Source organism: Microbacterium forte, from assembly GCF_031885415.1.
Taxonomy (GTDB): domain Bacteria; phylum Actinomycetota; class Actinomycetes; order Actinomycetales; family Microbacteriaceae; genus Microbacterium; species Microbacterium forte.
On the sequence record NZ_CP116871.1, the window covers coordinates 231,698 to 245,977 of the forward strand.

The 14,280-nt window shown below is 67.4% G+C and carries 15 protein-coding genes; 11 read left to right on the top strand and 4 right to left on the bottom strand.

Annotation, left to right across the window (positions count from 1 at the left end; translation table 11 throughout):
- Positions 1-35 precede the first annotated feature (35 nt).
- From OB895_RS01135 to OB895_RS01150, 4 genes are read left to right on the top strand one after another with little or no spacing between them, the layout of a single operon-like run.
- A complete protein-coding gene (locus OB895_RS01135; protein ID WP_042537635.1) occupies positions 36-563 on the top strand; it encodes an RNA polymerase sigma factor in 528 nt (175 codons plus the stop codon).
- Entirely contained in the window at positions 553-1,536 is a 984-nt protein-coding gene (locus tag OB895_RS01140; RefSeq protein WP_079112958.1) for a hypothetical protein, read from the top strand. The genes OB895_RS01135 and OB895_RS01140 overlap by 11 nt, the downstream gene beginning before the upstream one ends.
- Positions 1,533-2,018: a hypothetical protein gene (locus tag OB895_RS01145; RefSeq protein ID WP_079112957.1), complete on the top strand. Its 486-nt coding sequence runs from the start codon at positions 1,533-1,535 to the stop codon at positions 2,016-2,018. Before OB895_RS01140 ends, OB895_RS01145 begins: the two co-directional genes overlap by 4 nt.
- Positions 2,019-2,033: 15 nt before the next feature.
- Positions 2,034-2,984, top strand: a complete 951-nt coding sequence (locus tag OB895_RS01150) for a quinone oxidoreductase family protein (RefSeq protein WP_079112956.1) — start codon at positions 2,034-2,036, stop codon at positions 2,982-2,984.
- Here OB895_RS01150 and OB895_RS01155 read toward each other — a convergent pair.
- Positions 2,981-3,619, bottom strand: a complete 639-nt coding sequence (locus tag OB895_RS01155) for a hypothetical protein (RefSeq protein WP_079112955.1) — start codon at positions 3,617-3,619, stop codon at positions 2,981-2,983. The two genes, OB895_RS01150 and OB895_RS01155, sit on opposite strands and share 4 nt — an antisense overlap.
- Positions 3,620-3,816: 197 nt before the next feature.
- Here OB895_RS01155 and leuA point away from each other — a divergent pair, with 197 nt between their 5' ends.
- Positions 3,817-5,571: a 2-isopropylmalate synthase gene (gene leuA, locus OB895_RS01160; protein ID WP_042537624.1), complete on the top strand. Its 1,755-nt coding sequence runs from the start codon at positions 3,817-3,819 to the stop codon at positions 5,569-5,571.
- 162 nt (positions 5,572-5,733) lie between these two features.
- Here leuA and OB895_RS01165 read toward each other — a convergent pair whose 3' ends face one another.
- Positions 5,734-6,429 carry a trimeric intracellular cation channel family protein gene (locus OB895_RS01165; protein WP_042537622.1) on the bottom strand — a complete coding sequence of 232 codons (696 nt, stop codon included), beginning with the start codon at positions 6,427-6,429 and terminating at the stop codon, positions 5,734-5,736.
- A gap of 34 nt (positions 6,430-6,463) precedes the next feature.
- On the opposite strand from OB895_RS01165, the gene recO reads away from it, so the two are divergent.
- Both recO and OB895_RS01175 read left to right on the top strand, forming a co-directional pair.
- Positions 6,464-7,210 (top strand): DNA repair protein RecO, encoded by a 747-nt coding sequence (gene recO / locus OB895_RS01170; protein ID WP_079112954.1) that lies wholly within the window; start codon positions 6,464-6,466, stop codon positions 7,208-7,210.
- Positions 7,207-8,010: an isoprenyl transferase gene (locus tag OB895_RS01175; protein WP_079112953.1), complete on the top strand. Its 804-nt coding sequence runs from the start codon at positions 7,207-7,209 to the stop codon at positions 8,008-8,010. The genes recO and OB895_RS01175 overlap by 4 nt, the downstream gene beginning before the upstream one ends.
- On the opposite strand, the gene OB895_RS01180 is transcribed toward OB895_RS01175, so the two are convergent.
- On the bottom strand, positions 7,950-8,564 hold the full coding sequence (locus tag OB895_RS01180; RefSeq protein WP_079112952.1) for a P-loop NTPase family protein: 615 nt from the start codon (positions 8,562-8,564) through the stop codon (positions 7,950-7,952). The genes OB895_RS01175 and OB895_RS01180 overlap by 61 nt on opposite strands.
- Before the next feature lie 53 nt (positions 8,565-8,617).
- Between OB895_RS01180 and OB895_RS01185 the strand changes: the two genes are divergently transcribed.
- Positions 8,618-9,298 carry a DsbA family oxidoreductase gene (locus OB895_RS01185; protein ID WP_079112951.1) on the top strand — a complete coding sequence of 227 codons (681 nt, stop codon included), beginning with the start codon at positions 8,618-8,620 and terminating at the stop codon, positions 9,296-9,298.
- Here the strand turns inward: OB895_RS01185 and OB895_RS01190 are convergent.
- Positions 9,295-9,789 carry a glutathione peroxidase gene (locus OB895_RS01190; RefSeq protein WP_042537613.1) on the bottom strand — a complete coding sequence of 165 codons (495 nt, stop codon included), beginning with the start codon at positions 9,787-9,789 and terminating at the stop codon, positions 9,295-9,297. The genes OB895_RS01185 and OB895_RS01190 overlap by 4 nt on opposite strands.
- Positions 9,790-9,848: 59 nt before the next feature.
- Here OB895_RS01190 and dusB point away from each other — a divergent pair, with 59 nt between their 5' ends.
- From dusB to dnaG, 3 genes are read left to right on the top strand one after another with little or no spacing between them, the layout of a single operon-like run.
- On the top strand, positions 9,849-11,003 hold the full coding sequence (gene dusB, locus OB895_RS01195) for a tRNA dihydrouridine synthase DusB (RefSeq protein ID WP_079112950.1): 1,155 nt from the start codon (positions 9,849-9,851) through the stop codon (positions 11,001-11,003).
- The gene (locus tag OB895_RS01200) at positions 10,993-12,387 is read left to right on the top strand and encodes a deoxyguanosinetriphosphate triphosphohydrolase (protein ID WP_042537611.1); all 1,395 of its coding nucleotides are present in this window, start codon (positions 10,993-10,995) and stop codon (positions 12,385-12,387) included. Before dusB ends, OB895_RS01200 begins: the two co-directional genes overlap by 11 nt.
- On the top strand, positions 12,387-14,252 hold the full coding sequence (gene dnaG, locus OB895_RS01205; RefSeq protein ID WP_042537609.1) for a DNA primase: 1,866 nt from the start codon (positions 12,387-12,389) through the stop codon (positions 14,250-14,252). Before OB895_RS01200 ends, dnaG begins: the two co-directional genes overlap by 1 nt.
- The last annotated feature ends 28 nt before the right edge of the window (positions 14,253-14,280 follow it).

Here is a 14,280-nt window from a genome sequence, read left to right on the forward strand (position 1 = left end):
GCGACGCGGATCGGGTGCTCCGGCGGACGAGAGAGATGAGCGCCCGCGGTGAGAACCGTGAGACCCAGAGGGACGAAGCCTTCACCCGGCTCTTCGACGCCAACTGGGCGGCGGTCAGGCATCATGTCGAAGGCGTCGTCGAGGACCCCGCTGAGGTGACGGAGATCGTCTCCGAGATCTTCCTCCTGGCATGGTCCCGGCTCGTTCCGACGAAGCCGATGGATCGGATCTGGTTGATCCGCGCGGCCGATCGGGTGCTCGGAGGGCGATCGGGTCGGTCGACGCTGCGGCGCACGGCCATCGACGCGGTGCACGGTGGTGTGTCCGGAGAGAAGGACCCGCCTGCCCTGGCCACTCGCGCGAGGGTGCTCGCAGCTCTAGGTGTCCTCACCGGGCGTGAGCGGCGTATCATCATGCTGACGTACTGGGATGGGCTCGCAGTGGGGGAGATCGCCGAGTTGCTGCGCAGCCCGCGTGTCCGGGTACGGAAGACGCTCTCGCGTGCGCAGGCGAAGTTGTGTGCGGAGCTCGGACTGGAGGGGCGGAGGGATCATGACGGATGACCATGCTCTGCTCGAACGCGTCCTGACGGAGGCCGATCCCGCCCGGACGCCACGCGATGCGAAGCCGGACCCCGCGGCGGAGCGGACAAGGGATCGGATCATCCGCACCGCTTCGAAGCCTCGGCCTCAGCGGAGGCGTGCTCTCGGATGGGCTTCCGGCATCGTGATGGCGGCCGCGGCCGTGGTCGTGGCCGTCGCCGTCCTGGTTCCCCAGGGGGCGGCGGTCGCAGGCTCGCCCGCACCCCTGGACTTCGCTGCGGGGGAGGGCACGGCAGAGACGCTCGACACGGCGCAGGCGACACTCAGCGCGACGCCTGGACCTGCCGATCCGGAGCGCGTCGTGAGGTCGGCGACATGGGGGCTGGACATCAACGGCAGCACCGGGGCGACGAAGGTGGTCCCGCAGCTCAACACCCTTCGCTGGGAACCCGACCTCTCGGGGCGGATGGTCTCGGTGAGGGGTGTGCCGTATGACCCGACCGACGCGTCTGCGAACGTCGGCGCGGAGATCAGCAGCTCGGGCGAGGTCGTCGTAGACCTGCCCATCGAGCCCGGTCAGTTCTCCACTCCCGTTCCCGACGTCTTCGGTGATTCCCGCGAGGACGTGTCCGCGGCCCTCATGGCGTTCGGTATGCCGTCGGATCCGACCGGGTCCGAAGTCGTCGCCGCTGCGACATCGGTGCTCGAGCAATGGACCCTCACGAACGCTCAGGAGTCGCAGGTGCTCGACATCCTCGCGGATGCGGACGGAGTGGAGGCGCTCGGCACGACTGCCGACCGCCTGGGACGGCAGGCCGCAGGACTGCGCGTGATCACGGCGGACGGGGCTGCGAGCGACGTCGTGCTCCTGTCTCTCGACACCGGGAGGATCATCGGCGTCGAGCGGACCAACCTCATCGCGAACGATCTGATGGCCGGTGGCGCGATCATCTCGTACACGATGTGGGACGTCGATGAGGATCTCGTGAGATGAGACGTCGGGGGGTGCTCGCCGCAGTCGTCGGCGGATTGCTCAGCGTACTGGTGCTCGGCGCACCGGCATTGGCGGACGCCGCAGCCGACACGGGCGAGAGCATCGACCCGCTGATCCTCGCCGTGATGGCGGAGGTTCCCGGCGGAGTGATCGTCGATGCGCAGCATGCCGTGTGGCCCAGGCTGGGGATGGATCTCGTCGTGCTGGAACAGCGCAGCGCTGTCTCGGCGGCTTCGGTGGGCAGCTGCGCCACAGGCACCGTGTGCGTCTACACCGGATCGTCGTTGAGCGGCGCGAAGTTGAGCTGGAGCATCTGCGGGATACTCTCGATCCCGTCGTCGTTCTCGGCGAAGTCGATCGCGGATGCGCGGTCGGCGGGCTATGCCCAGGCACGCAACGACTCCACGGTGCTCGCCACCGCACCCGCAGGAGGGTGGGCCAACATCGCCGGAACGGCGTCCAATGTCCGATGCGTCTTCTGAGGGTAGGGTCGCGACATGACAATCGCCGAGCATTGGATCGCGTCGTCGTGGGGCGCCCCTGACACATGGGAGTTCGTCGAGCACGAGGTCTCACCCCCGGGCCGCGGGGAGGTCACGATCCGGGTGCACGCGGCCGGCGTGAATCCGGCGGACGCCAAGCATGTCGCGTCCGCCCGCTCCGGGGCGCAGCTCCCGGTTCCGATCGGCTACGAGGTCTCCGGACGCATCAGCGCGCTCGGGCCGGACACCCGTATCGGATCCGGTGACGCGGCCGTGGGCGACGACGTCGTCGCTTTCCGGGTGCGCGGGGGCTATGCGACCGAGCTGACCGTCCCCGCCGAGAAGGTCTTCGCGAAGCCGACGACCCTCACTCACCCGGAGGCGGCGAACCTGCTGCTGGCCGGAACCACGGCGGCCGAGATGCTCTGGGTCACGGGTTCTGCCCCGGGCGAGACGATTCTGCTCCACGGCGCATCAGGTGCGGTCGGGGTGAGCGTGCTTCAGCAGGCGGCGCTCCGCGGCATCCGCGTGATCGGCACCGCGAGTGCGAAGCGATTCGACGTCGTCGAGCGCTTCGGCGGCATCCCCGTCACCTACGGCCCGGGGCTGGCTGACCGCGTGAGAGCGGCAGCGGCCGGCGGCGCGGTGGTCGCGGCGCTCGACGCCGTCGGTACCGATGAAGCCATCGACGTGTCCCTCGAACTGGTCGACGAACGCCGTCGAATCGTGACGATCGCCGCGCCCCAGAGGGCTGGCACCGACGGCATCCAGGTGATCGCAGGATCCATGCGTGAGAGCGCCCGGTTCCGCGACGACATCCGTGCCGAGCTGGTCGCGCTCGCGCAGAACGGCGACCTCGTCGTCCCCATGGCGCGCACCTTCCCGCTCGACGAGGCGCCTGCTGCACTGCGGCTGCTCTCCGGCGGTCACCCCGGCGGCAAGCTCGCGCTGATCCCGTCGTCCTAGTCGATCTGGCGCAGAGCCGACGTCACGAGGACGACTCCGTCGCCGTATGCCTCATCGACGGCATCCTGCAGCGTGCCGTCGTCCCAGACGACGCTGACCCAGACATAGCCGCGCTCGGTCCAGAGGGTCAGGGCATCGCGTCCCAGTGAGGCCGACAGGTCATCCTGTACTCGCATCAGGTCGGCCTCGGAGCTCGTGCCGTCGACACCGTTCGCCGGGTCTTCCGGGCGGACGGGATCGTAGAGCGCGAGCATGATGGGCGGGTCGGTGACGGTGTACCGCTCGCCGTCGAAGGTGCCGTAGACGGCGTAGGTGCCCCACGTCGTGTCTCCGCTGGTCTCGCTGCCGTCGACACCCTCCCACGTCCAGCCATCGAGCGGGATCCCCGTGCACTGAGGCGGGTAGGACTCGGCGACGACTCCGAGACACAGCTGCGCCTCGCCGGCGGCGTCGAGAACAGTGCCCGTGCCGATGACGCGGCCCTCCGGCGGTGCCGCGTTCGCGGCATCCCACGTGGGCGATCCCGAGCTCGTGGGCACGGGGGAGGAGCCGATGCCGGCGGTGCACGCGGCGAGGCCGAGTGCCCCCACGAGTGCGACGACGGCGAGAAGCATGCGACTGCGCGATGTGCTCATGTCTGACAGTGTCTCGTGTCGGTGGATCGTCTCAGCAGCGAGTCGGACGACCTCCGGATCCCTGCTACCATGGCCGCATGCCTTTCGGCGGTCTGCTTCTTCTTAGCTGCCGCGACGAGTCCTAAAGCTAGGGCCTTCCTCGTCGCGGCGCTTGTGTTGGCCCGTTCACATTTCTGACGAAGAGAAGAAGCCCCATCATGCAGAACACTCAGCGCCCGTCCGCGATGCCGATCCACAAGTACCGGCCGTACCACGAGCAGATCACGGTCAACCTGCCCGACCGCACCTGGCCTGACGCCCGGATCACCGAAGCTCCTCGCTGGTGCGCGGTCGATCTCCGCGACGGAAACCAGGCGCTCATCGACCCGATGTCGCCCGAGCGCAAGCGCGTCATGTTCGAACTGCTCGTCAGCATGGGCTACAAGGAGATCGAGGTCGGGTTCCCCTCGGCCAGCCAGACCGATTTCGACTTCGTCCGTCAGCTCATCGAAGAGAACCTGATCCCCGACGACGTGACGATCCAGGTGCTGACGCAGGCTCGCGAGCACCTGATCGCGCGCACCTACGAGTCGATCGCCGGCGCGAAGCAGGCCATCGTGCACCTCTACAACTCGACCAGCGTGCTGCAGCGTGAGGTCGTGTTCCGCACCGACAAGCAGGGCATCATCGATATCGCGCTCGAGGGTGCACGTCTGTGCCGTCAGTACGAGAAGACGATCCCTGACACCAAGGTCTACTACGAGTACTCGCCCGAGAGCTACACCGGCACCGAGCTCGAGTTCGCGGTCGATGTCTGCAACCAGGTGATCGAGGTCTTCGAGCCGACTCCCGACCGCAAGGTGATCATCAACCTCCCCGCCACTGTCGAGATGGCCTCGCCGAATGTCTACGCAGACTCGATCGAGTGGATGAGCCGCAACCTCGCACACCGCGAGAACGTCATCCTCTCGCTGCACCCCCACAACGACCGCGGAACCGCGATCGCCGCCGCTGAGCTCGGATACATGGCCGGCGCCGACCGCATCGAGGGCTGCCTGTTCGGCAACGGCGAGCGCACCGGCAACGTCGACATCGTGGCGCTGGGCATCAACCTGTTCACGCAGGGCATCGACCCGCAGATCGACTTCAGCGACATCGACCAGGTCAAGCGCACGGTCGAGTACTGCAACCAGCTGCCGGTGCCTGAGCGCAGCCCGTGGGCCGGCGACCTGGTCTTCACGGCGTTCAGCGGATCGCACCAGGATGCGATCAAGAAGGGCTTCGAGGCGATGGCCGCCCGGGCCGAGGCCGAGGGCGTCACGGTCGACGACATCGAGTGGGCCGTGCCGTACCTGCCCGTCGACCCGAAGGATCTCGGCCGTTCGTACGAGGCCGTGATCCGCGTCAACTCGCAGTCCGGCAAGGGCGGTGTCGCCTACCTGCTCAAGGCCGACCACGCGATCGACCTGCCCCGCAAGCTGCAGATCGAGTTCTCGGGTGTCGTCCAGACCAAGACCGATGCCGAGGGCGGCGAGGTCACGAGCGAGCAGATCTGGTCGATCTTCAACGACGAGTACCTGCCGGCGGCCGATGAGGCAGCCAAGTGGGGTCGCTTCGAGCTGCTGGCCACGCAGACCCGCAGCGACATGTCAGGAGATGTGGTGCTCGACGTCGTGCTCCGGGACGACGACCAGCAGGTGGCCGTCGCCGGCAACGGCAACGGTCCGGTCGCCGCGTTCGTCGAGGTGCTCCGCGGACAGGGCTTCGACATCACGGTCTACGACTACGTCGAGCACGCTCTCAGCGCCGGTGGCGATGCGCAGGCCGCTGCCTACGTCGAACTGCAGGTCGGCGACCAGCGCCTGTGGGGTGTCGGCATCGACGGTGACATCTCGACGGCGTCGCTCAAGGCGATCGTCTCCGGCGTGAACCGCTCGATCCGCACGCGTCAGCAGGAGCTCGCAGCCGTCTGATCCTCGGCTCGAGGGGGCACCTGCTGCCGGTATGCGTGCGTGATACCGGCAGCAGGTGCCACCTCTGTGAGAGGGGATCACCTCGACCTGACACCGGCGGTCGGAATACGGGGTCGATTCCGACCGGAGGCGCCCACTCGACGACGGCGCAGCAGACGGGCGTCAGTCCGCGCTCGGCTTGACGACCTGGATGACTCCGGTCTCAGCGGCGACCTTGCGACGGTAGAGCCGCCTCTGCTCGGGCAGGGACACGTCGAAGCTCACGGCGAGCACGCGGATGACAGCGGTGACGATGATGCCCAGCACGGCGGCGAGGGTGATCGACATCCCCAGGCTGTTCGCGGTCGCGATGAAGACGCATCCGGCACCGGCGGCGACGGCGTAGAGCGAGCCGACGTGCATGATCGACGTCGGGAGTCCCATGAGCATGTCTCGCAGCACACCGCCTCCGACGGCCGCGCAGACGCCGATGAAGACGGCGGGCACGGGAGGGATGCCGAACGCGATCGCCTTGCTCGTGCCGAACGCACCGAACATGCCGATCACGACGGCGTCGAGCACCACGATCACGGTGTTCAGTCGATTGAAGAGTCCCGCGAGCAGCATCCCCAACAGCGACGCGCCCGTGGCCGTCAGCAGATACCAGTTGCTCTGCAGCGTCGCGGGGGTCTGGCCGAGAAGGATGTCGCGGATGAGGCCGCCCCCCATGCCGATCATGATCCCGATGATCGCGACTCCGAGCCAGTCGAGGCGTCGCTGGCCCTGGAATCCCGAGGCGAACATCGCGCCCTGGACTCCGCCGAGGCCTACGCCGAGCAGGTCCGCCCAGAGCGGAATGATGAAGAGCGGTTCGGTCACGCCTCTATTCTCCTGCACGGAGGATAATCGAACGGTGCCCACCTACCGAGACGAAGCGGTGATCCTGCGCACCCACAAGCTGGGTGAGGCCGATCGCATCGTCACCATGCTCTCTCGGCGACACGGCAAGATCCGCGCAGTCGCGAAGGGCGTGCGACGCACGTCGTCGAAGTTCGGGTCGCGTCTCGAGCCTTTCATGGTCGCCGATGTGCAGCTCTATCAGGGGCGCACTCTCGACATCGTCCAGCAGGCCGAGTCGCTCGGCTCGTACGGATCCGACATCGCGGCCCACTACGACCGATTCACCTCTGCGAACGCGATGGTCGAGACTGCCGACCGGCTCAGCGACTCCGAGGCGACGCCCGATCAGTACCTCCTGCTGGTCGGTGGCCTGCGTGCGCTGTCTCGGGGCGAGCATTCGCCCCGCAGCATTCTCGACTCCTATCTGCTTCGGGTCATGGCGCTGTCGGGGTGGGCTCCGTCGCTCGGCGACTGCGCGCGATGCGCCAGCCCGGGGCCTCACGCGCATTTCGTCGGGCAGCTCGGCGGGGCCGTCTGCCCGAACTGCGCGCCGGCGGGCAGCCCGAAGGTCGCGGAGAAGACCCTGTCGCTGCTGCGGTCGCTCATGGCCGGTGAATGGGAAGCGATCGACGCTGCTCCGCACGCCGACAACGCCGCAGCATCCGGCCTCGTCGCCGCCTACGCCCAATGGCATCTGGAGCGCGGCATCCGCTCACTCGAGCACCTGGTGGCAGACATCCCCCGAGAAGGAGCACGGTGAGTCCCAAGCCCTACACGCACAAGGATGCCGTCGCGTATCGCCCGCTCGACTGGACGGGCGTCTATCCGCCGAGCTTCCGATCGGTTCCTGAGCACGTCGCGATCGTCATGGACGGCAACGGTCGCTGGGCCAACCGTCGGGGACTCAGCCGCGTCGAAGGGCACAAGGCAGGGGAGGAAGTGCTTCTCGACGTCGTCGCCGGTGCGATCCAGGCCGGCGTGAAGCACCTCTCCGTCTACGCGTTCTCCACCGAGAACTGGGCGCGCTCTCCTGACGAGGTGCGCTTCCTCATGGGATACAACCGAGATGTCCTGCATCGCAGACGCGATCAGCTCAACGAGTGGGGCGTGAGAGTCCGATGGGCCGGGCGCAAGCCACGGTTGTGGGGCAGCGTCATCAAGGAGCTGCAGTACGCCGAGCAGCTGACCAAGAACAACGACGTCCTCACACTCACCATGTGCGTGAACTACGGCGGCCGCATCGAGCTCGTCGACGCGATGCGCTCGATCGCCGCCGAGGTCGCGGCCGGTCGGGTGAAGCCGAACGCGATCTCCGAGAAGATGATCCGTCGCAACCTCTACGTGCCTGACATGCCGGACGTCGACCTGTTCCTGCGCAGCTCGGGTGAGCAGCGCACCTCGAACTTCCTGCTGTGGCAGGCGGCGTATGCCGAGATGGTGTTCCTCGACACTCTCTGGCCAGATTTCTCGCGCGAAGAGCTGTGGCGCGCGATCGGGGTCTATCTGTCGCGTGACCGTCGCTTCGGTGGAGCGATCGACGCGCCTGACGCCTCTGCCTGAGCGCGCAGCCATCTCTCCGTCTCGCGGGGATGCCGCAGCCGCACGATCGTGAGGTGCGGGAATCGTTCCTGCTTCTCAGGCATCTGAGTCGTCCAGAACATCCGCGTCTTCGACTGCCAGGAGAGGATGTTGCGCTCCGCATCCCGCGTGGCCAGCAGATGCCAGATGGGTTTCTCGACGTTCCCGTTGTACATCTCCGTTCGCAGGATGCTGCGGCTGAGAGTGCGTCGGACAAGCCGGCCGCGGACGACCGGCCAGGGATAGTCGAGCCAGACAGCCAGCTGCGCGCGAGGCGTCATGATCTCGTCGGTGCCCTTGCTCGTGTACTGCCACTCGGTGACCCAGCGGTCCGTGGCGGCGAACTCGCGGACGTCGTCGAGGAAGGAGGGACGCGGGGTCCAGTTCTCGCCGTGGAACAGTCCGTCGATCTCGATGTGTCGAAGCTGCCACAGCTCGGCAACGCGCCGCGCGAGCGTCGTCTTGCCCGACCCGGTGACGCCCGCGATCAGAACGCGCGCAGGCCGGAACGGCAGCGGATCGACGGCGGAGAGCATCTGAGAATCCTAACGACGGAATAGCCCATAGGTGCATACGGTTGGATGTCAGTGTGAGTGAAGCCATCTCGATTGACATCTGGTCCGACATCGCCTGCCCCTGGTGCTACATCGGCAAGCGCAACCTCGAGAAGGGGCTCGAAGCCGTCGCCGGCGACGAAGACGCCCCACAGGTGAACATCACCTTCCACTCGTTCGAGCTCTCGCCCGACACTCCCGTCGACTTCGACGGCGATGAGATCGACTTCCTCGCAGGTCACAAGGGGATGCCGCGCGAGCAGGTCGAGCAGATGCTCTCGCACGTCACCGGCGTCGCCGAGAACGCCGGTCTCGCGTACCGCTTCGACCTGCTGCAGCACACCAACACCGTCAAGGCCCACGAGCTGCTGCACTTCGCCAAGGCGCAGGGACTGCAGCACGAGATGGAAGAGCGGCTCATGTCCGCGTACTTCACCGAGGGCAAGCACGTCGGCCGCATCGACGACCTGGTCGAGCTCGCCGTCGAGGTGGGTCTCCACCCCGATGACACCCGCGAGGCCCTCGTCTCCGCCCGTCACCTTGCGGATGTCCGACAGGACCAGGCGCAGGCTCAGGCCTACGGCATCCAGGGTGTGCCGTTCTTCGTGATCGACGGGCAGTACGGCATCAGCGGCGCGCAGCCGCCTGCCGCATTCGAGAACGTACTACGCGACCTCTGGGCCAAGCGCGGCGACGCCGAGGCCGAAGCCGTCTAGCGGGTCAGCGCGGCTTCGATCGCGCCGACGATCTCGGGGTCGTTCGGCTTCTGCTTCGGGCGGAACCGGACGACCTCGCCGTCGGGTAGAACGAGGAACTTCTCGAAGTTCCACTCGACGCGGCCGGCCTTGCCTCCGGCATCCGGAGTCTCCTTCAACGTCTTGTAGAGGTCGGTGGCGTTCTTGCCGTTGACCTTCACCTTGTCGTTGATGGGGAACGTCACCCCGTAGGTGGTGGAGCAGAACTCGAGGATCTGGTCGACCGAACCGGGCTCCTGACCGAAGAACTGATTGCACGGGAACCCGACGACGCTGAACCCGCGGTCGCCGTACAGACGCTGCAGTTCTTCGAGCTGCTCGTACTGCGGAGTGAGGCCGCATTTCGAGGCGACATTCACGACGAGCACCACGTCGGCGCCGAGATCGTCGATCGTCTTCTCGTTGCCGTCGGCGTCGATGAAGGGGATGGAACGCACTGCGGGATCGGTCATATTCACAGCTTAGATCGGTGCGCCGATACCGGCTCCGGGTCTGGGAGAATGGAGGGGATATGACTGTCGCCACCGCATCCGCTCGCACCCTCAACATCGGCCCGATCGCTCTCGACGTGCCGGTCGTGCTCGCACCCATGGCGGGCATCACCAACACCGCGTTCCGTCGCCTCTGCCGCGAGTACGGTGCGGGGCTCTATGTGAGCGAGATGATCACGTCGCGGGCGCTGGTCGAGCGCAACGAGACGACGATGCGGCTGATCCGCCATCACGAGTCCGAGACCCCGCGGTCTATCCAGCTCTACGGCGTCGATCCGCACACCATCTCCGAGGCCGTCCGGATCATCGTCGCCGAAGATCACGCCGACCACATCGACCTGAACTTCGGATGCCCGGTGCCCAAGGTCACGCGCAAGGGCGGGGGAGCAGCCCTGCCGTGGAAGAGCTCCCTGTTCTCGCAGATCGTGACGCAGGCGGTCAAGGCAGCGGGCGACGTGCCGCTGACCATCAAGATGCGCAAGGGCATCGACCCCGACCACCTCACCTTCCTCGATGCGGGTCGTGCCGCCGAAGACGCGGGTGTCTCGGCGATCGCGCTGCACGCACGCACGGCGAGCGAGTTCTACTCCGGCTTCGCCGACTGGAACGCGATCGGCGAGCTCAAGCAGGCCGTCACGAGCGTTCCGGTGCTCGGCAACGGCGACATCTGGTCGGCCGACGACGCCGTGCGCATGATGCAGCAGACCGATTGCGACGGAGTCGTCGTCGGTCGCGGATGCCTCGGCCGTCCGTGGCTCTTCGGTGAACTCGCCGAGGCCTTCGGTGCGGAGTCGCACCCCGTCGATGCGACCCTCGGCTTCGTGGCCGATGCGTTCCGTCGTCATGCAGAACTCCTCGTCGAGTTCTTCGAGGACGAGGATCGAGGATGCCGCGACGTCCGCAAGCACGTCGCCTGGTACTTCAAGGGCTACCCGGTGGGCGGCGACATCCGCACCGGGCTCGCGACGGCATCCAGCCTGGCTGAGATCGACGAGCTGCTCGGTCAGCTCGACCACACGGCGCCGTATCCCGGTGCGGATGCCGAGGGCCAGCGCGGTCGGTCCGGACGCCCGAAGCGACCGGCGCTGCCGGACAAGTGGCTGGAGTCGCGCGAGCTCGCGGCATCGGCATCCGAGATGATGCGAGGGGCGGAGATCGAGAACAGTGGCGGCTGATCCTCAGGCACACCCGGCGCGCGGTCGCTCGGACGGATACGACCCGCGCGATGCCGAGCGATTCTTCGCCGAGACCCATCGATCCGAACGCGACGACTTCGCCCGCGATCGCGCGCGCGTGCTGCACTCCGCGGCGCTTCGACGCCTGGCGGCCAAGACACAGGTGCTCAGCCCCGCGAGCACAGCGGATTTCGCCCGCAACCGTCTGACGCACTCGCTCGAGGTCGCTCAGGTCGGACGCGAACTCGCGACCGCGCTGGGAGTCTCGGCCGACGTCGTCGACACGGCCTGCCTCAGCCACGACCTCGGACACCCTCCGTTCGGTCACAACGGCGAGCGTGCGCTCAACGAATGGGCGGAGCCGATCGGCGGTTTCGAAGGCAACGCGCAGTCGCTTCGCATTCTGACCCGGCTCGAGGCCAAGGCGATCGACGACAACGGGCAGTCGGTCGGCCTCAACCTGACCAGGGCGAGCCTCGACGCGACCTGCAAGTACCCGTGGACCGTCGACAGTCCGGTTCCTGACCCGGGCGGGCGCCTCAAGTTCGGTGTGTATCCCGAGGACGAAGCCGTGTTCCGCTGGATGCGCGACGGCGTTCCCGGGCGTCGACGCTGCATCGAAGCCGAGATCATGGATCTGTCCGACGACATCGGCTACTCCGTGCACGACTTCGAGGATGCGATCCTCAACGGCTACGTCGACGTCTCCCAGCTCGCCGATCCGCAGGCGCACGATGCGCTGATCGATCGCATCCAGCAGTGGGTGGGCTACGACTTCACGCGCGATGAGCTCGCCGACGCGCTCTACCGGCTGGCATCGCAGCCCATGTGGCTGCAGTCCTTCGACCGGTCGCGGCGAGATCTCGCTCGACTCAAGAACCTCACGAGCGACTTCATCGGTCGCTTCGCGCGGGCAGCCGTCTCGGCCACGCGCGAGGCGTATGCCGGCCCTGCGCTCGTGCGCTACAACGCGCACGTCGTCGTGCCGCGCGTCATCGAGGCCGAGATCGCCGTTCTCAAGGGCATCATGGGGCAGGCGATCGTCACCATCGAGGCCCGCAAGGGCGTCTACAAGGAACAGCGCCGTGTGCTCAAGAGACTCGCCGACGCGCTGTGGTCCACAGACACCCTCTGGTCGGCAGGCGCGGATGTGCTCGAACCCGCCTTCTCCGCCGACTTCGTCGCCGCGACGACGGATGCCGAACGCGCACGCGTGATCGTCGATCAGATCGCGAGTCTGACGGATCAGAGCGCCATCGACTGGCACAACAGGCTGGTCGGCGAGATCGACCCCGCAGAAGTTGGCATCTGGACGCCACGACACGCGCGACCGGGTGCGCGGGAGCACACGCCGCGGCAGGCGGTCGTCGAAGGGGCCGGCTGATGCCCCGCATCCGCCAGGCCGACGTCGACGAGGTCAAGGCGCGCATCAACATCGCAGACATCGTCGGGGAGCGCGTCGCGCTCAAGTCCGCAGGCGTCGGCTCGCTCAAGGGCCTGTGCCCTTTCCACGACGAGAAGAGTCCGAGCTTCCACGTGCGGCCGCAGGTCGGCTACTACCACTGCTTCGGATGCGGAGAGTCCGGCGACGTCTACTCGTTCCTCCGCGAGATGGACCACGTCAGCTTCACCGAGGCCGTCGAGCGTCTCGCAGGCCGCATCGGATACTCACTGCACTACGAAGACGGCGGGTCGGCTCCGGAGACGAGTGGGCGCAGCCGTCTGTACGCCGCCAACACCGCTGCCGCGGAGTACTTCCGGGCGCAGCTGCTCACCGCCGACGCCGAGGCAGGACGACGTTTTCTCGGCGAGCGAGGATTCGACGCGGGTGCCGCCGCGCATTTCGGTGTCGGCTTCGCACCGCGCGGGTGGGACAAGATGCTGAAGGCTCTCACCGCGCAGGGGTTCACCCGCGACGAGCTGAGTGCCGCCGGTCTGGTGTCGACGGGGCAACGCGGCGTCTACGACCGCTTCCGCGGTCGCCTCGTCTGGCCGATCCGCGACGTGTCCGGCCAGACCATCGGGTTCGGCGCGCGCAAGCTGTTCGACGACGATCAGGGCCCGAAGTACCTGAACACTCCCGAGACCCCGATCTACAAGAAGGCGCAGGTGCTGTACGGGCTCGACCTCGCCAAGCGCGACATCTCGCGGGGTGACCCTCGTCGGGTGGTGGTGGTCGAGGGGTACACCGACGTCATGGCCTGCCACCTCGCGGGCCTCACGACCGCGATCGCGACCTGCGGCACCGCGTTCGGAACCGATCACATCAAGGTGCTGCGTCGCGTCATGGGCGACGACAACGCCTCGGGAGAGGTCGTCTTCACGTTCGACGGCGATGAGGCAGGCCAGAAGGCGGCTCTTCGGGCCTTCACCGAGGACGACCGCTTCAACGCCCAGACGTTCGTCGCGGTGGCGCCCGACGGGCTCGACCCGTGCGACCTCAGGCTGCAGCGCGGCGATGCCGCCGTGCGCTCGCTGATGGAGACGAAGCAGCCGATGTTCGAGTTCGCGATCGACAGGAAGCTCAGCGGCTTCGACCTCTCGACGGTCGAAGGTCGTGTCGGCGCTCTTCGCGCGGCAGCGCCGATCGTCGCCGAGATCCGCGATCGGCTGCTGCGACCCGGTTATGAGCGCGTGCTGGCTCGGCGCCTGGGTATGGACCCCACCGAGGTGCGCAACGAGGTCGAGCGTGCCGCCCGAGGGGGATCGCAGTCGTCGAGACACGAGCCGACCAGGCGCGAGAGTGCGAGTGACTCCGCATCCGGTGTTCCAGGGGTGACTCCGGTCACCCTCGCGAGCCTGCCGCGCACTGCCGATGCCGCCGTGGAGCGCGACGCTCTGATGGGCGCGCTTCAGTACGGACATCAGATCGATCAGGCGCTGCTCACGCGGGCCCTCAGCGCGCCGTTCCGCACACCGGGGCTGGACGCCGTCCGCGAGGCCGTCGCGTCCGCGCCTGATCGGACTCGAGCCGGATGGGTGACGGACACCGTGAACTCGGTGCGGGAGCCCTACCGATCGCTCGCGGGCGAACTGCTGATGACCCCCTTCCCGGCGCGCAACGAAGAGGGCGCCGTCGCCTCGACGACCGACCTGGCCAAGCGACTCATCATGCGCATTCTGGAACACGAGAAGCAGGAGCTCCTCGGAGCGGTGCAGCGGGTTCCCGCGGATTCCGACGGCGGGCGTGCTCTGCGCATGCGCCTTCGCGACATCGACGTCGAGCGTCAGCGGTTCGCCGAGTCGTAACGGCGGCAGTCAGGCGCGGCAGGGCAGG